This window comes from Idiomarina sp. MD25a, assembly GCF_001870515.1.
Lineage (GTDB): Bacteria > Pseudomonadota > Gammaproteobacteria > Enterobacterales > Alteromonadaceae > Idiomarina.
Genome location: NZ_MDGT01000001.1, coordinates 207054 through 223912, shown reverse-complemented (window position 1 = coordinate 223912; position 16859 = coordinate 207054). Strand labels below are relative to the sequence as shown.

Annotated in this window: 14 protein-coding genes and 2 tRNA genes; 6 read left to right on the top strand and 10 right to left on the bottom strand. The window is 47.4% G+C overall.

Going from position 1 to position 16859, the window contains the following annotated elements:
• Window positions 1–11 precede the first annotated feature (11 nt).
• The 3 genes from orn (at window position 12) to BFR57_RS01055 (ending at window position 815) form a co-directional block, all read left to right on the top strand.
• Window positions 12–563, top strand: coding sequence for an oligoribonuclease (gene orn / locus BFR57_RS01065; protein ID WP_071462226.1), 552 nt, complete (start codon window positions 12–14; stop codon window positions 561–563).
• Window positions 564–631: 68 nt separating this feature from the next.
• Window positions 632–707 (top strand) — tRNA-Gly (locus BFR57_RS01060).
• 32 nt (window positions 708–739) lie between these two features.
• A tRNA-Gly gene (locus tag BFR57_RS01055) sits at window positions 740–815 on the top strand.
• A gap of 13 nt (window positions 816–828) precedes the next feature.
• Here BFR57_RS01055 and BFR57_RS01050 read toward each other — a convergent pair.
• Together BFR57_RS01050 and BFR57_RS01045 are read right to left on the bottom strand one after the other, a co-directional pair.
• The gene (locus tag BFR57_RS01050) at window positions 829–1758 is read right to left on the bottom strand and encodes a histone deacetylase family protein (RefSeq protein ID WP_071462225.1); all 930 of its coding nucleotides are present in this window, start codon (window positions 1756–1758) and stop codon (window positions 829–831) included.
• Entirely contained in the window at window positions 1755–3737 is a 1983-nt protein-coding gene (locus BFR57_RS01045) for a bifunctional acetyl-CoA hydrolase/transferase family protein/GNAT family N-acetyltransferase (RefSeq protein WP_290439312.1), read from the bottom strand. Before BFR57_RS01045 ends, BFR57_RS01050 begins: the two co-directional genes overlap by 4 nt.
• A 4-nt stretch (window positions 3738–3741) precedes the next feature.
• Here BFR57_RS01045 and BFR57_RS01040 point away from each other — a divergent pair, with 4 nt between their 5' ends.
• The 3 genes from BFR57_RS01040 to BFR57_RS01030 all read left to right on the top strand — a co-directional run bounded on the left by BFR57_RS01040 (window position 3742) and on the right by BFR57_RS01030 (window position 7506).
• On the top strand, window positions 3742–5790 hold the full coding sequence (locus BFR57_RS01040; protein WP_071462223.1) for a diguanylate cyclase: 2049 nt from the start codon (window positions 3742–3744) through the stop codon (window positions 5788–5790).
• Entirely contained in the window at window positions 5790–7016 is a 1227-nt protein-coding gene (locus BFR57_RS01035) for an NRAMP family divalent metal transporter (RefSeq protein ID WP_171903914.1), read from the top strand. The genes BFR57_RS01040 and BFR57_RS01035 overlap by 1 nt, the downstream gene beginning before the upstream one ends.
• Window positions 7017–7140: 124 nt before the next feature.
• A complete protein-coding gene (locus tag BFR57_RS01030) occupies window positions 7141–7506 on the top strand; it encodes a DUF413 domain-containing protein (protein WP_006954363.1) in 366 nt (121 codons plus the stop codon).
• Here the strand turns inward: BFR57_RS01030 and BFR57_RS01025 are convergent.
• The 8 genes from BFR57_RS01025 to accC form a co-directional block, all read right to left on the bottom strand.
• Complete coding sequence (locus BFR57_RS01025) at window positions 7489–9240, bottom strand: EAL domain-containing protein (protein WP_071462221.1); 1752 nt, start codon at window positions 9238–9240, stop codon at window positions 7489–7491. The two genes, BFR57_RS01030 and BFR57_RS01025, sit on opposite strands and share 18 nt — an antisense overlap.
• Before the next feature lie 110 nt (window positions 9241–9350).
• Complete coding sequence (gene purD, locus BFR57_RS01020; RefSeq protein WP_071462220.1) at window positions 9351–10631, bottom strand: phosphoribosylamine--glycine ligase; 1281 nt, start codon at window positions 10629–10631, stop codon at window positions 9351–9353.
• Window positions 10632–10634: 3 nt separating this feature from the next.
• Complete coding sequence (locus BFR57_RS01015) at window positions 10635–11486, bottom strand: class I SAM-dependent methyltransferase (protein WP_071462219.1); 852 nt, start codon at window positions 11484–11486, stop codon at window positions 10635–10637.
• A gap of 80 nt (window positions 11487–11566) precedes the next feature.
• Window positions 11567–13129, bottom strand: a complete 1563-nt coding sequence (gene purH, locus BFR57_RS01010) for a bifunctional phosphoribosylaminoimidazolecarboxamide formyltransferase/IMP cyclohydrolase (RefSeq protein ID WP_071462218.1) — start codon at window positions 13127–13129, stop codon at window positions 11567–11569.
• An 83-nt stretch (window positions 13130–13212) separates the two neighbouring features.
• Window positions 13213–13506 carry a DNA-binding transcriptional regulator Fis gene (gene fis, locus BFR57_RS01005; RefSeq protein WP_006954357.1) on the bottom strand — a complete coding sequence of 98 codons (294 nt, stop codon included), beginning with the start codon at window positions 13504–13506 and terminating at the stop codon, window positions 13213–13215.
• A gap of 18 nt (window positions 13507–13524) precedes the next feature.
• Window positions 13525–14487, bottom strand: coding sequence for a tRNA dihydrouridine synthase DusB (dusB, locus tag BFR57_RS01000; protein ID WP_071462217.1), 963 nt, complete (start codon window positions 14485–14487; stop codon window positions 13525–13527).
• Window positions 14488–14612: 125 nt separating this feature from the next.
• Window positions 14613–15494, bottom strand: a complete 882-nt coding sequence (prmA, locus tag BFR57_RS00995; RefSeq protein WP_071462216.1) for a 50S ribosomal protein L11 methyltransferase — start codon at window positions 15492–15494, stop codon at window positions 14613–14615.
• 3 nt (window positions 15495–15497) lie between these two features.
• Window positions 15498–16847: an acetyl-CoA carboxylase biotin carboxylase subunit gene (accC, locus tag BFR57_RS00990; RefSeq protein WP_071462215.1), complete on the bottom strand. Its 1350-nt coding sequence runs from the start codon at window positions 16845–16847 to the stop codon at window positions 15498–15500.
• Window positions 16848–16859: the final 12 nt, after the last annotated feature.

Below are 16859 nucleotides of genomic sequence, written 5' to 3'. Positions count from 1 at the left end.
AGAGAGTTGGAATGAGTGAAGAACAAAAAAGTCAGCGGTTAATTTGGATCGATTTAGAAATGACGGGGTTAAACCCTGACTACGATCACGTTATTGAGGTGGCAACCATCGTCACGGACGCAGATTTGAATATCCTTGCTGAGGGTCCAACCATAGCGATTCATCAGCCGCAGTCAAATCTCGATAAAATGGATGACTGGAATGTTAAAACTCATACTGGCTCCGGCCTCGTCGAGCGGGTGAAAAAGAGCCAGCACAGCGAAGAGGATGCAGTGCGCGAAACCATCGAGTTTTTGTCACAGTATGTCGAGCCCAATACGTCGCCTATGTGCGGTAATTCAATTTGTCAGGACCGCCGCTTTTTGGCGCGACACATGCCGGAGCTTGAGGCTTTTTTCCATTATCGAAACCTCGATGTAAGCACGGTAAAAGAACTGGCCAAGCGTTGGAAGCCCGAAGCCATGAATGGGTTTAAAAAGAAAGGCGCACATGAAGCACTTGCTGATATTCGTGAGTCAATTGATGAGCTCAAACATTATAGAGCACATTTTTTCGCCATTTAAACGACTGGTGGTGAAAAAGCGGTTGACGTTGGCGGCGGTTTCAGTAGAATACACGCCGCACTGACGATGCGGGAATAGCTCAGTTGGTAGAGCACAACCTTGCCAAGGTTGGGGTCGCGAGTTCGAGTCTCGTTTCCCGCTCCAAGTCAGACTCTCCTAAGTAATTATATCGAAATGCGGGAATAGCTCAGTTGGTAGAGCACAACCTTGCCAAGGTTGGGGTCGCGAGTTCGAGTCTCGTTTCCCGCTCCAAATCTCCTTTATCTCAGTATTCGCTACCCAACATCCCTTTTAAATGCGCTACAACGCTGCGTCCTAACGCGCTGTGATCATAGCCGCCCTCTAAGCTAGAAACGATACGTCCAGAACAATGTTTGTCGGCGATCAACTTCAGTTTTTGCGTAATCCAAAAGTAATCATCTTCTTTCAATAAAAACTGCGACATCTCATCCTCAATATGACCATCAAACCCCGCTGAGATGAGAATTAATTGGGGTTTAAATGCTTCGAGTTGGGGCAAAATCTGGTAGTACACAGCCTCTCGCCAATCTAAACTTTTACAGCCTGGCGGTAGCGCGATCGAAATAATGTGATCATCGTTTTTGTTCTCATCGACGTAAGGGTAGAGTTGTGACTGAAAAGTTGAGCAAAACAGGATATCAGGGTGCGCTTGCACTATATCTTCCGTGCCGTTGCCATGGTGCACATCAAAATCAACAATTGCTACGCGTGATAAACCATAAGCCTGCTGAGCGTAAAGCGCTGCAATGGCTATATTATTAAATACACAAAACCCCATTGCTTGACTCTTTGTCGCATGATGCCCCGGAGGTCTCACAAGGCAGAATGCCTGTTTGTTTTGGTCGGCTAACACTTTATCTACGGCAGCCACGTTTGCGCCAACCGCATGGAGTGCAGAATCAAGCGTGTCGGGCGTCATCGGGGTATCTGGATCGAGCCAAACATGACCCTCCTGGGGTTGCTTACTATACAACTCACTGATGTACTGGTCGCTATGCGCTAGTTTTATATGCTCTAACGTTGCAGGACCCGCCTGCTCACGAGTCAACACAAAGTCGAGCCCTGAACGAATAATCTGGTCATTCACTGCGTCTATGCGACTCGGACACTCAGGATGTTCCTTATCAGGGTTATGCAGTAGACAGTGAGGATGAGAGTAAAGGTAAATACTCATGAGGGCGACTCTTGTTGGGTTTGGTTTTGCTTGAGTTCGAGTTTGAGCATGACTTCACCCGGCTCATCACTCGCTTGACGCACAAACCCTGACTTCTCAAACACATTGAGCATGGGTTTATTATTCACGAGTACCACGGCTTGCATCGAGTCGAGTCCACGTAGTCTGGCGATTCGTATCATTTCTTGTAGCAACAGACTGGCCATTCCCTGACCTTGATAATGCTCACGTGTGACAAACGCTACCTCGCAACTATTATGGGACTCAATATAGTAATAGCGCCCCACGGCCATGATTTTTGCAGCCGAGCCTTTTTGACGCACAATACACAGTGCAAGATCAACGGACTGATCAATACTCACTAAAGTACAGGACTTTTCTCGACTCATTTGTGTCGGGACGGCGTTATAGCGCAATTGGAGCGTTTCTTTTGTGTGCGAATAGAAGAACTCTTGTAGACGGCGTTCGTCGGACGGGTATAGCGGCCGTAAATCAAACTCTTCTCCGGCAAAGCTGATTTTTTTAAAACCAATCTCTCCAAGTTCAGGCACATCACTTGGTGTTAGCTGTTGGTAATGGGGTACCCAGTAATGCTGGCGCACTTGCTGTAATAACTGCTGCCTAAACTTAGGGTGGGCAACACGGATGAGCTCGAGTGCCCGTTCTCGAATACTCTTACCGCGCAACGATGCGACACCGAACTCAGTCACAACATAATGAACGTGACCGCGCGAGGTCACCACGCCAGCGCCTTCACGGATGTGTGGCACGATACGAGAGGTTTTACCATCCTGCGTCGTTGACGGTAGGGCGATGACCGGTTTACCACCTTGGCTCAGCGATGCGCCTCGACTGAAATCTACTTGTCCACCAATACCCGAATAGAATTGATGTCCTATCGAATCGGAGACCACTTGCCCAGTTAGGTCGACTTCAATCGCGCTATTAATGGCGATCAGGTTGTCGTTGCGCGCGATGTTCGTTGGCGAGTTGACATATTCACTTGGATAAAAGCCAACGTGGGGATTTCGATCGACAAAGTCGTATAACGCTTGGCTACCCATGCAAAAGCTGGTGACAATTTTGTTGGGATGGAAGGTCTTTTTACGGTTATTAATCACGCCTTGCAGCATCAGGTTCATGATGTCATCGGTGATAAGTTCGCTGTGTACACCCAGATCCTTATGATTGCCTAAGTAGTGAAGCGCCGCAGCGCAAATACGACCTAAGCCAATTTGCAAAGTACAACCGTCTCGTACTAATAGGGCAATATACTGTCCAATACGTTCAATAATTTTATTGTCCACGGTATCGGGGGGCGGTAATTCAGGTAGCGGCTGATCGTGGTACCAAAAGTAATCAATCTGATTTTTATGCAAGAAGGATTGACCAAAGGTAACGGGCATATGCTCGTTGACTTGTGCGATTACGGTATTAGCAGATTTAGCAGCAGCAGCCACCACATCAACGGAGACCCCCATCGAGTGATAGCCATATTGATCGGCTGGGCTGACCATGATTAGGGCCGCATCTAAGGGTAATATGCCATTATTGAACAAGTTAGGAATATCGGAAATAAAGCAAGGTGTGTAGTCTGCTCGTCCTTCATTAACCGCCTTGCGAACGTTATCACCGCCGATAAAAAAGGTGTTTACTTTGAATAGCTGTTGATGCTCGGGTAAAGCCCATTTATTGTCAGATAGAGTCATGAGCTGCACAATTTCAATATCGTGCAGGTGCTTTGCATTTTCGATCAGGTCGTCGATTAACGCCGTTGGCACCGCCGCGTGCGAACCGATAAAAATGCGTTGTCCAGACTTTAAAATCTTGGACCAGTTAAGTTTGCTCATAGTCACCACCTTGCGGGGATTTTCTTTATTTAGATTGAGCGCTAAATAAGCTAAACTGTTACAGGATGTTGCAAAATCGTATACAATGTCGCCGCTAATACAAAAAATATAACAAAAAGTTGGACGCATATCCGTGAAATTTGTCAAAACTCATGAGTCACTCACGCATACATTATGTCTATTGTTACTGAGCTTTGTCTTGGTCGGCTATGCGTCTTTAGTCGAAGCGAGTACGGTTGAGGACCAACCCCCTCAGTCTATCGAGTCGCAACTCGACGAATATCTTAATCAATCGGTGGCTGATGATTTTGACGGCAAAGCTTTTTTGCAGCCCGTCATTAGTCGGCTCTCGCCAACGACCCCCCTTGCCATACGCGTCAGAGCACTTACTTACTGGGCATCCGAGTTTGCCTATGAAGAACAGTATGATAAGGCGAATGAAATTTTAGATCGGTTGGAAAAAGAGGTTCAGCAGAGTAGTGACGCGAATCTAAAAGCTGAATTACTGGCCAATCGAATCGATTTACTGGTATTTGCAGATAAGCTCGACAAAGCCTTTGTTAAAGTGCCCGACCTCGAGGCAATTATGCCGCGAGTGCGCAATCCTCGAATCAATTATTACGCCTATAACTTGCTTTCGCGACTCTACACACAGTGGAGCCGCTATGAAGTTGCGTTGGGCTATTTAATTAAAGCACAGTCCGCGCTCGATCATATGGAAGGTATTAGTCAGCTTCGCCGTCGATTGTACCTTAAGTCATCCATTGCAGATATTCAGTTACGCCTTGAACAATGGGATTTAGCGTTGAAAACCTCGCAGGAGGCACTGGATGAAATCGGCGATAATTCTATTCCAGCCCTGTCTTATGAACTTTGGTTTACTCAGTATTATGCCTATACCAGTCTTGGCAACTATGAACGTGGACTCACGGCGCTACAAAAGGCATATCAGTATACAGAGAACTTTCCGTACCAACGCGCCATCGTATTGAATAATTTCGGCGACTCGTACATGCGGTTGGAGCAGTTGGATAAAGCCAAAGATCATCTAAATGAAGCCTTGGCGTTAGCCAAATCAATAGATTACGACGATATGGTGCGCACGGTCGAATTTAACCTAGGTTTTATCGCTGTGAGACAAGGCGATAGTTTGGGTTTGCAACAGATGAAACGGGTCGTTGACTATTTTCGCGAAACCGACCAACTGAGTGCGCTTGAACAAACGCTAAAGGAACTTGCGCAAGCCTATGAAGTTATGGAGCGGTATAAAGAGCAGGCGGTTGCTTTAAAAGAGCGACAGTCTATTCGAGAAAAAATCTTACAGAATTCGCAAAGTAAGGCGTTAGCCGAAATGCAGGCACTGTATGATAATCGCGATAAAGCTCAGCGAATAGATTTGTTGGAGCAGCGTAATAAGCTGAGCGAGCAAGTCATCGAGAATAATCGTCAACAAACAATAATCACTTGGTTGGCCATTATTCTGGGTGGTTTTGTATTCTTCGCGCTGCTGTTGCTGTACCGCAAAGTGAAAGAGTCTAACCGTAAATTGCAGCAGGCCAACGTTGCTTTGTCAGAGCAAACCAAACGCGATCCGTTGACCGGATTGGAGAACCGTCGCTCGATGCAACTAGCGATGGAAGCGCGCAGAAAGCAAAACGTCACCACACCAATTGGTCTCGTGTTACTCGATATTGACAACTTTAAGCGAATTAATGATACCTACGGACACCATACAGGCGATGAAGTGCTGGTGGAGATGAGTCGTCGTCTGCGAGAGTTGTGTCGCGAGGACGATAGCCTGGTACGTTGGGGCGGAGAGGAGTTTTTATTTTGCCTCAATCGCGTTAACCAGCAGCAGCTCATCGAGCTTGTGAAGCGTATTCAGCACGCGGTGTCGTCCGAACCGGTCGAGACCTCGAAAAAAGAGATAGAGGTGACAGCCACTATTGGATTCATTACATTGCCTTTCAGTCATTTCAGTGAGGCTGAGCTAGACTGGGAGAGCGCTCTAAAGTTGGCGGACCTTGCTCTTTATTCGGGCAAAGCACGTGGTCGTCACTGTGCGGTTGGCGTCATGGGATTAACAGAGCAAGGGCATGCGCACATGGATGACTTAATTGATAACTCAGACGCAGCTATCGAAGATAACTGGTTAGTACTTGAGTTAGTCGAGGAAGGTTGATGAAGCTATCGCAATTTGGTCCCGGGGCGCTTGTAGCAGCTGCATTCATAGGTCCGGGAACGGTAGTAACGGCCTCGCTGGCTGGCGCTGAATTCGGTTATGCGCTGTTATGGGCATTGATGCTTTCCACCGTCATTTGTGCTGTTCTGCAAGAGATGGCGTCGCGCATTGGCGTCATTACGGGTAACGGGCTTGGTGAAAATATCCGTTCCCAAATGACCACGCCTTGGCTGCGTGTTCTTTTCTTCACACTTATTATTGCGGCCATCGTGGTTGGTAACAGTGTTTACCAAGGCGGTAACTTATCGGGCGCTACACTCGGTGCGCAGGAAGTGCTAGGGCAAGTACCGTTATTGTCGGATTGGTTTGCTCAGGGGTGGCCGTTAGTTTTTGGCGTATTAGCAGCCGCTATTCTTTGGCAAGGCAAAGCCAAGTTTATCGAATATGCGCTGATTACGCTGGTTTTGTTAATGAGCCTCGCGTTTATCGGCACGTTTTTGCTGACCGATCCGAACTGGCTCGGTGTGGCCGATAGCTTGCTGCGCTGGCGTTGGCCTTCGGACGGTATTATCACCGTTATCGCGCTGGTCGGAACTACGGTGGTGCCCTACAACTTATTTCTTCATAGCGCGTCGGTGGCAAATAAATGGTCCGGTGATGACGGAGTAAAACAGGCTCGGCTCGATACGTTTATCTCGATTCCATTAGGCGGTTTAATTTCCATGGCGATATTGGCGACCGCTGCCAGCGCTTTTTTTGCTCAAGGCATCGTTATTGAGTCCGCCGGCGATCTTGCTGTTGCCTTAGCACCACTGTTCGGTGACTCAGCGAAGTACTTAATGGCGCTTGGCTTATGTGCCGCGGGTATTTCATCAGCCACCACTGCGCCACTCGCATCTGCTTATGCGCTATGCGGCATCATGGGGTGGAAGCAATCATTAACAGGCTTTGCGTTTCGTGCCATTTGGGCAACGATTCTAGTGCTCGGTGTTGTCATTAGTAGCCTCGATCTATCGCCGATTAAAGTGATCTGGTTTGCTCAAGTTGCTAACGGTATTTTACTTCCGGTTATCGTCGGTTTCATTTGGTGGTTGTGTAATCAGTCGACGATGGGACACATGAAAAACAGTATCGTGGGTAACGCATTCGCAGCCATCATCATGTTAACCAGTATCGTGCTAAGCTGGAAAAGTCTGCATCATGTCTGGCTGTCCGTCACTGGTTAGTCACAGGTATTTGCGTTTAAAAATAAATTTTTCGTTGACAAACTTTCTTTCTACATCTATATCGTCATTGTCGTTATAGGCGACAGACTTTTTGTTAGGTTTTAGTCTGTAGGAAGGGCTTGCCATGACCGCAATTACACGTGAATTTTTATTGAGAAAACCGTTTAACGATTTCCGCAATTATCCCTATGGTTTCTCTCGCTCTGGGGATTTTTCCATCCGAGAAAGTGACGCACTAACTCAATATGGCTGTTTAATCACTGCTTTACTGCAGGGTGAATTAACGCCTGGCTGCGATGAAGATATCTCATTGCTCGCATCGGCTCGTGGTGAACAAGCGCCAGTAACCGTTGTTGAAAAGGCTTGGGCAAAGTACCAAGCACGCATACACCGCCCTAAGGTGGCAAGTATGTATGGTAAAGGTAAACTATCCGATGAAGATTTCGGTTACTCCACTGACAGTGAAGATGACTTAATCGTCGAGGATTAATTGAGGAAAGCGTCTGTGACTGAAAAAACAGGCGCTTTTTTGTTGTTGTTTTGCGCGCTTCTTTGCTTCTGCCGCTAAATCAGAAACGTCATGATACGAGTTACAGCGATAGTAGTCTGGCTGTACAATACCGATCGCAATGCCTAATAATGGGAATTGCGCACGTTCTCCCGTTCTGTCATTGGCCAAAATATACTGCCTTGCTTGATCAGCAGTCGAGTAAAACTCATTCACTTTGGCCTCAAAACGCGCCACTACGTCGAGGTACTTATCTCTGTTAGTAACAGCAACAGGCGAGATAGTGACAAAGTCGTCGCCACCGATATGACCGATAAAGTGATGACTCTCAGCGAATATCTCGCGTAACAGCTCGCCCACCCACGATATTACTCGGTCGCCTTTCGAATAGCCGTAAACGTCGTTATAGGGTTTGAAGTTGTTAAGATCAAAGTAAGCGACTTCAAAAGCTTTATTTTCATCGAGGTACTGGGAGATAGTGCGGTGTATCGGCACGTTTCCCGGTAACAGTGTTAGTGGATTAGCGTAGCGTGCATTCTGAACTTTTACTTCGGTGATGCGTCGCAAGAGATCTCGAATGGACGCGATGCCTTGAAATCGACTATTTTGTGTAACAATAAATTGTTTGTAGATATCAACATCAAAATCATCGGTCACTTTGTTACTGACCAAATCGATCGGTGTTTGCCAGTCCACAATCATGGGATTCTTATCCATTACTCGAACGACATCTTTATTGGCGTAAAGAGCGCGTCCATAAGATCCCGAGAATAGCTCCATAATCGCTTCGCGGCGCAACATACCTACCGGCTTACTGTTGTCGACAACGGGAATTGCGGTGAGTTGCTTGTCATTGGTGAATAAATCAAGCGCCACATGCGCTTTTGTCGTTGATGGGATGCTAGGCGCATCTTTAACTAACTGAGCAATGGTATCGCCATTTTGTCGGTGAGAGCTGGCAATACGCTCTATCAGTTGTGAATCCGGGTGTAAGGGCGGGCTTTGAACGGGCCGACAAAGATAAAAACCTTGATACAAATGGATTCCCAGTTCATTCAACTGCTTTAACTCTGCTTGAGTTTCGATACCCTCTGCAATGACCTTTGCGTTTAAATTGCGAGCAAGGTTGATAATTGACTGCACAAACTCCTTTTTAGTCGCATCATGTTGTAGTTCCTTTATAAAATAGCGGTCGATTTTGACGAAATCCGGTTGTAGCTCCGACCATAACTTGAGCCCCGAATAACCCGCTCCTAAATCATCGATAGCAACGCGCAGTCCCAGTGCGCGATAATGCGCGATAGCTTCAGATAATAAGTCGGTATCATCGATAGGATAACGTTCTGAGAGCTCGATAATGATGCGCTCCGGTGCTAACCCATGTAGTTCCGAAAGTCGCAGCGTGCTGCCTGTGGGATGGCTCTCATCTTTAAGTACGTTGGGATTAACATTGAGGAATAGCTTAGCGTCTGTTTCAAGTTGTACAAAGCGTTGAATGGCTGCGTTGCGGCAAGCTAATTCGAGCTCCGAGAGAAGCTCTTGCTCTTGTGCTAGTTTAAAGAGCTGGTCAGGGAACTCGAGCGAATGTCCCTTAGGACCGCGAATAAGCGCCTCAAATCCCAAAATTGTTTGCGATGCATTGTCAAATATTGGCTGAAAAAGAGGTGACAAACGGTCATTTTCAATGAGTTCTAGTAGGGCGTCCCGATTCGACATGCATAGTGAGCTGACTGATTAACGATGGCGTCAATTTATCTCATTTGAGTGACGAATTTGTGACAACCGGACTAAAAAGCGGCTTAGACAGCCGCTTTTTAAACTCGCTATTAACCGAGACGTTTAATAGCATGGTGTGCAATATCATTGCGGTAATAAACGTTATCCCAATGAATATGTTTAACTAATTGATATGCTTCAAGCTGTGCTTGCTGGACGTCATCGCCAAGTGCCACGCAACACAACACACGACCGCCGTTTGTTAACAAACGACCTTGCTCGTATTTTGTGCCAGCATGAAAAACCTTGTATGACTCCGTGGCTTCGGGGATGCCTTTAATTTCGTCACCCTTATTATAGGACTCAGGGTAACCTCCAGCAGCCATCACTACGCCTACAGCGGTGCGTTCATCAAAACGAGCTGAAGCGCCCGCCAACTGACCTGTAATCGCCTTCTCGCAAAGCTCGACCAGATCCGAGCGCATGCGCATCATGATGGGCTGTGTTTCGGGATCACCAAAGCGACAGTTGTACTCTAACACTTTGGCAGAACCATCTGGAGCAACCATCAAACCAGCATAAAGAAAACCAACATAAGGTGTACCTTCCGCTGCCATACCGTCGATGGTGGGCTGAATGACGTGCTGCATAACCCATTCGTGGACTTCATCGGTGACAACGGGAGCGGGAGAATAAGCCCCCATACCACCGGTATTAGGACCCTTATCACCGTCATCGCGCGCTTTATGATCTTGACTCGATGCAAAAGCGACTGCTGTTTTACCATCGGCGATAACGATAAATGAAGCTTCTTCGCCCGTGAGAAATTCTTCGATGACCACACGGCTGCCCGCTTCACCGAATTTATTGCCAGCTAACATGTCGTCAATTGCTGCATCGGCTTGCTCAAGGGTTTCAGCAATAATGACGCCTTTACCTGCGGCTAAGCCGTCTGCTTTTATGACGATAGGTAGTTGGTTGTCACGTACATAGCTTTTAGCCGCCGCAATATCCGTAAAGGTATCGTAGGCGGCTGTCGGAATGTTGTGACGTGCCAAAAAGTCCTTACTGAACGATTTTGAGCCCTCGAGTTGTGCGGCTGCAGCAGAGGGACCAAAAATCGCAAGTTTACGCGACTGGAAAAGATCAACGATACCTTTTACCAACGGCGCCTCAGGACCAACAATGGTGAGATCGACCGCATTCTCTTGGGCAAAGTCAGCTAACCCTTCGATGTCTTCAGCACTGATGCTGACATTTTTAAGGTTCGCTTCATCGGCTGTGCCCGCGTTGCCCGGTGCAACAAAAACCTCAGTGACTTGTTTTGACTGGGCGGCTTTCCATGCGAGCGCATGCTCGCGGCCACCGCCACCAACTACCAATATCTTCATGTGTTACCTTTGTGTTGTTGGTTTTCTAAACTTCAGTGTGAAGCGATCGCTCTCGCCAATCGCTTTGTATATCTCGGCATCATCACCTTCATTAACATTTAATGTAGGTGGTAGGTTCCAGACACCATTAGGATGGTCTGCCGTATCTTTGGGGTTGGCATTAATTTCACTGGCTTCAACAAGCTCAAAACCTGCTTGTTCAGCGATATCAATAACCCATTGTTGATGAATATATCCCGATTCGGCCATCGCATCCGCGCTCGCATCCTTTGGTAGGCGATGATCAACAACACCTAAAATACCGTCTGGCTTCAACGCACGCCAAAACTGCTTGAATGCGTCACGTACTGCTTCTTCACCGCCGCTCATGTACCAGTTATGTAAGTTACGGAATGTCAGTACGCGGTCAGCGCTGTTAGGCGGCGCAATGTCGCTTTCCAAATCAGTCAGTGGTGCAAACTCGGTGATTTCGACATTGCCGAACACCGCTTCGGTTTGGATACGATCCGTGAACTTTTCTAATGATCGTTGGTAATAGTCGCTACCCGAGTTTTGCGGAAAGTGCGCAGCGTAGAGCTGACCGCTTTCGCTTAAGTAAGGCGCCAGAATTTCTGTGTAGTAGCCACCGCCTGGCCAGATCTCAACCACTGTCATGGTTGGAGCGAGCTCAAAAAACTCAAGAGTTTCAACAGGATGACGAGCTTCGTCGCGCTCTACATAGCGTTCCGTGCGGCTGTCGTCTTGAACGGCTTTTTCTAACGTCATGCTAGAGCCGACTGAATTTTCGTTCGACGCTTGCCCGCAAGCACTTAAAGTCAGTGCCGTGGCAATTGATAACATCAATTTTGTTTTCATTTTGCTTCCTCCGTAGTTGTTGAAGATAGATTAGCCCTGCTGAGGCAGGGCTGCAAATCTGTCTAACTATTACCTACGGATTAATGACGGAAATGGCGCATTCCCGTAAATACCATTGCAATGCCATGTTCATCGGCAGCCGCAATAATTTCTTCGTCACGAATAGAGCCACCTGGCTGAATAATCGCTTTAATGCCCGCCTCCGCAGCGGCATCGATACCATCGCGGAATGGAAAGAACGCGTCAGACGCCATAACAGAGCCAGGCACATTGAGACCTTCGTCGTTAGCTTTTATGCCTGCTATTTTTGCACTATAAACGCGGCTCATTTGACCGGCGCCAACACCGATTGTCGCGCCGTCTTTGGCATAGACAATCGCGTTAGATTTTACAAATTTAGCCACTTTCCAACAGAAACGCAGATCGGCCATTTGCTCATCGGTTGGCGCAACTTTTGAAACGACGCGTAACTGTGACTCATCCACGTCTTGCGCGTCTGCTTCTTGAACTAATAGGCCGCCGGCGACGCGTTTGTAGTCCCATTGCTCGGTTGACTGCGACCACTCTCCACACGCCAATAAACGGACATTTTTCTTCGATTCGATGACGCTTTGTGCAGCTTCACTGACCGAAGGCGCAATAATCACTTCGACAAACTGTTGGTCGATGATTGCTTTAGCGGTGGCTTCGTCAAGCGGGCGGTTAAACGCGATAATGCCGCCAAAAGCGGATGTGGGATCGGTTTTAAAGGCGCGTTGATAAGCCTGTTCAATGGTGTCTGCGACAGCAACGCCACAAGGGTTAGCATGTTTAACGATGACACAGGCTGGCTCAACAAAGCTTTTTACGCATTCGAGCGCGGCATCGGTATCCGCGATATTGTTAAATGACAACGCTTTGCCTTGTAATTGTGTTGCGCTCGAAACCGTACCTCGCGGCGCATCTTGTTCGGTATAAAATGCGGCCTGTTGGTGGCTATTCTCGCCGTAGCGTAGGCTTTGCTTGTGATTAAACTGGAGATTATAGGTGCGAGGGAATGCTGCTTCATTGCGCAGACGACCACCTAAATAGTTTGCAATCATGCCGTCATATTGCGCGGTGTGCTCAAACGCTGACACAGCGAGCTCAAAGCGCTTTTCGGCTGACACTGCGCCGTTGTTTTGCTCCATGTCAGCGATAACAAGTTCATAATCATCACTGTTAACCACGATCGTCACATCTTTATGGTTTTTTGCTGCCGCACGAACCATAGTAGGACCGCCAATATCGATATTTTCGATGGCATCCTCAAAGCTGCAGTCCGCCTGCGCGACAGTTTTAGCGAATGGATATAAGTTAACAACGACCATGTCGATAGGCGCAATATCGTGAGTATCCATCACCACCTGATCGACATCGCGACGACCTAAAATACCACCATGAACCTTGGGATGAAGCGTTTTCACACGGCCATCCATAATCTCTGGGTGTCCGGTATGATCAGAGACATCAGTGACGGTGAGGCCAGAGTCTCGTAACAGTTTTGCGGTACCGCCTGTAGATAGGAGTTCTACACCACGTGATGCTAATTGCTTGGCAAACTCTACGATACCGGTTTTATCTGAAACACTTAAAAGAGCACGTTTGATAGCTGGGGTCGTCATTATAAAGCCTTAATTTGAATTACAATTAATGGACAGTTTAGTAAAAAAAAGAGCGCCAGAAGGCGCTCTTAAGTAATAGGCAATTAATTCATGCCATATTTCTTTAATTTTTTGCGTAAAGTTCCACGGTTGATGCCAAGCATAGTGGCCGCGCGCGTTTGATTCCCTCGAGTATAGGTCATGACTTCTTCAAGCAGTGGAGCTTCTACTTCTGATAAAACAAGCTCGTAAAGCTCTTCAGGATCTTGACCGTCGAGTTGACGTAAGAAGCTGTTGATAGCTTGTTTGACTGAGTCACGTAACGGCTTAGGTTGTGAGTTATTTCCAATAGTGGTTAAAGGAGATGTATTCTCACGATTTGGGTTTTGATCAAACATAATGCGCTTATCTCTTTCCTACAGTGACAAAAAATAATGTTCCAAGGTATTAATCTGCTGTTCAGCTTCTTCAATACCGTTAAACGCTTGGCGAAATTCGCGTCCGTTAGGACGCTCATTGAGATACCAGCCAACGTGCTTGCGAGCAATGCGCACACCTTTATATTCGCCGTAGAACTGATGTAAGGCTTTAACATGTTCTACGACAGTGCGAGCGACTTCGTTGAGCGGAGGTGCTTGTAAGTGCTCCCCGTACTCAAGGAAGTGCTGTATTTGCTTAAATATCCAAGGATTTCCCTGGGCACCCCGTCCAATCATGATGGCATCGGCACCCGTATATTTAAGCACGTGCGCTGCTTGCTCCGGTGACGTGATATCTCCGTTAGCAATGACCGGAATCGAGACTGTGTCTTTAATTGCACGAATTGTGTTGTACTCTGCTTCACCTCTATACATGCACGCACGTGTGCGCCCGTGTATGGCTAGCGCCTGAATACCACACCGCTCGGCAATCTGAGCAATTTCAATTCCGTTTTTGTGGTCTGGGTTCCAACCCGTTCTTGTTTTTAACGTGACGGGCACATCAACCGCTTCGACCACTGCTGTTAAAATGTGTTCTACAAGCTCCGGATGTTGCATTAACGCTGAACCCGCGAGCTTTTTATTCACTTTTTTTGCCGGGCAGCCCATATTGATATCAATAATTTGAGCGCCTTGGCTGACGTTTATTTTAGCTGCCTGAGCCATTAACTCGGGCTCAGAACCTGCTATTTGCACTGACCGAATACCGAGCTCACCAGAGTGATCCATGCGTTGCATTGACTTGTCTGTTTGCCAAACCTTCGGATTACTCGACAGCATCTCTGATACCGTCATACCGGCACCTAGCTTATAGCAAAGTTGCCGGAATGGCTGGTCAGTGACTCCCGCCATCGGCGCTAAAATCAGATTGTTTGGCAAAGAATATGAACCAATCCGCATCGGTCAAAAACTACTCAGCGAAAAGGGAGAGAATTTTATGGAATTTATGGGATAAAGAAAAGGCTAAAAAGTATGCAAATTAGGTCTTTTTTTAATTTTTTACTATTGACAAAAGTCGCGCAGAGTCACTCTGCGCGGTATCCTGCCAACATCACCCATTCTTCTTGTTGAGTTGGTGTTTCAAATTCGATTTCCGGCGCGTAAGCGTCCATGACCGACTGTGCTTGGCGTGCCAGTATGCCGGATAGTACGAGGCGTCCACCTGGCTTTACGAACTCTTTAATAACATGAGCTAACTCACGCAACGGACCAGCAAGTACATTAGCTAATACAATATCAGCTTGGAGGCTTGGATGCTGTTCAGGTAAGTAGACGTCAAATTTATCGGCGACATCATTGCGCTCAGCATTCTCCTGTGTCGATATTAACGCTTGTTTATCGATATCAATGCCCAGCGCATGAGCAGAGCCCAATTTAAGCGCGGCAATGCCTAAGATTCCAGAGCCGCAACCAAAGTCCACAACCTGCTCGTCACCTTTTACATGGCTATCAAGCCATTCGAGACACATCGCCGTAGTTGGATGAGTCCCGGTGCCAAATGCCATACCAGGGTCTAGCAATATATTGACGGCATCGGGCTCTGGGATATCGCGCCAACTTGGGCAAATCCATAGCCGTTTACCAAATTGGATGGGATGGAAGTTGTCCATCCATTCGAGTTCCCAGTCTTTGTCCTCAAGTCCATCGAGTTTGTACTGCAGTGGTTTGGGTAGAACTTTAGCTTTCTCTAAGTTAGCCACGACAGGCTTCATATCGATATCGGCATCGAATAAGCCAGTCACTAAGGTATGTTGCCATAGCAAGACTTCGCCCAGTGGTGGCTCGAAAATTGGCGTATCAGCTCCATCGCGATAAGTCACTGCTTGTGCACCGTTGGCCATGAGCATGTCACCCACTTGGGGTGCATGCTCTTCTGAACTTGATAATGTCAGTTGAATCCAGGGCACTGTTTAGTGACCCCCAAGGCCAAGCTTCTTCTCAAGATAGTGGATGTTCGTACCACCGTGTTGGAAGTTTTCGTCAGCCATGATGGACTTTTGCAATGGAATATTGGTTTTGATATTTTCGATAATCAGCTCATTCAACGCATTGCGCATACGAGCAATGGCGATGTCACGGTTTTCACCGTAGGTAATTAGCTTGCCAATCATTGAGTCATAGTTCGGTGGCACTTTATATTCGGTGTATACGTGTGAATCCCAACGCACACCAAACCCACCGGGTGAGTGGAACCGAGTAATTTGGCCCGGTGAAGGGACAAACGTCTCAGGATCTTCCGCATTGATACGACACTCAACGGCATGCCCGCGAATCACGACATCTTCTTGATTGAAGGAGAGTTGACGACCCGCAGCAATACGTAGCTGTTCTTTGATCAAATCAATACCTGTCACCATTTCGGTAACGGGGTGCTCAACCTGAATACGAGTGTTCATCTCAATGAAGTAGAACTCACCGTTTTCGTACAAGAACTCAAAGGTACCTGCACCACGATAGCCAATTTCGATGCAGGCTTTGGCACAGCGCTCGCCAATGAATTTACGCATTTCTGGTGTAATACCTGGTGCAGGGGCTTCTTCAACCACCTTTTGGTGGCGACGCTGCATGGAGCAATCACGCTCACCTAAATGAACCGCATTACCTTGCCCATCAGCCAATACTTGCACTTCAACGTGACGTGGGTTTTCAAGAAACTTCTCCATGTACACGACCGGATTACCAAAAGCTGCACGCGCCTCGTTTTGAGTCATGCGGATAGCACTGAGTAGTTCACTCTCTTGACGCACAACGCGCATGCCACGACCGCCGCCACCGCCAGCGGCTTTGATGATAATTGGATAACCGATGCGTTTTGCCAATTTAATGTTGCGCTCATCGTCATCGTCCAACGGGCCGTCTGAACCCGGTACACAAGGTACACCCGCCTTTTTCATGGCTTTGATAGCTGATACTTTATCGCCCATTAAGCGAATCACGTCTGCCGTAGGACCCACGAAAACAAAACCTGACTTCTCAACTTGCTCAGCAAAATCAGCATTTTCAGCAAGAAAGCCGTAACCTGGGTGAATAGCGGCGGCGTCGGTAATTTCAGCGGCACTGATAATTCTCGGAATATCGAGATAACTTTCAGTTGCAGGCGCTTTACCGATACATATCGCTTCGTCCGCTAATAAGACGTGTTTTAGGTTACGGTCAACCGTTGAATGAACAGCGACCGTTTTGATGCCTAGCTCTTTACACGCGCGCAGAATGCGAAGTGCAATCTCACCGCGGTTTGCTATGACCACTTTATCTAACATGATGCGTTCCCG

Excerpts from the sequence above, each read along its gene's own strand:
- orn (WP_071462226.1), top strand. The coding sequence starts at position 12 with ATGAGTGAAGAACAAAAAAGTCAGCGGTTAATTTGGATCGATTTAGAA.
- BFR57_RS01050 (WP_071462225.1), bottom strand. The coding sequence starts at position 1,758 with ATGAGTATTTACCTTTACTCTCATCCTCACTGTCTACTGCATAACCCT.
- BFR57_RS01045 (WP_290439312.1), bottom strand. The coding sequence starts at position 3,737 with ATGCGTCCAACTTTTTGTTATATTTTTTGTATTAGCGGCGACATTGTA.
- BFR57_RS01035 (WP_171903914.1), top strand. The coding sequence starts at position 5,790 with ATGAAGCTATCGCAATTTGGTCCCGGGGCGCTTGTAGCAGCTGCATTC.
- BFR57_RS01030 (WP_006954363.1), top strand. The coding sequence starts at position 7,141 with ATGACCGCAATTACACGTGAATTTTTATTGAGAAAACCGTTTAACGAT.
- BFR57_RS01025 (WP_071462221.1), bottom strand. The coding sequence starts at position 9,240 with ATGTCGAATCGGGACGCCCTACTAGAACTCATTGAAAATGACCGTTTG.
- purD (WP_071462220.1), bottom strand. The coding sequence starts at position 10,631 with ATGAAGATATTGGTAGTTGGTGGCGGTGGCCGCGAGCATGCGCTCGCA.
- BFR57_RS01015 (WP_071462219.1), bottom strand. The coding sequence starts at position 11,486 with ATGAAAACAAAATTGATGTTATCAATTGCCACGGCACTGACTTTAAGT.
- purH (WP_071462218.1), bottom strand. The coding sequence starts at position 13,129 with ATGACGACCCCAGCTATCAAACGTGCTCTTTTAAGTGTTTCAGATAAA.
- fis (WP_006954357.1), bottom strand. The coding sequence starts at position 13,506 with ATGTTTGATCAAAACCCAAATCGTGAGAATACATCTCCTTTAACCACT.
- dusB (WP_071462217.1), bottom strand. The coding sequence starts at position 14,487 with ATGCGGATTGGTTCATATTCTTTGCCAAACAATCTGATTTTAGCGCCG.
- accC (WP_071462215.1), bottom strand. The coding sequence starts at position 16,847 with ATGTTAGATAAAGTGGTCATAGCAAACCGCGGTGAGATTGCACTTCGC.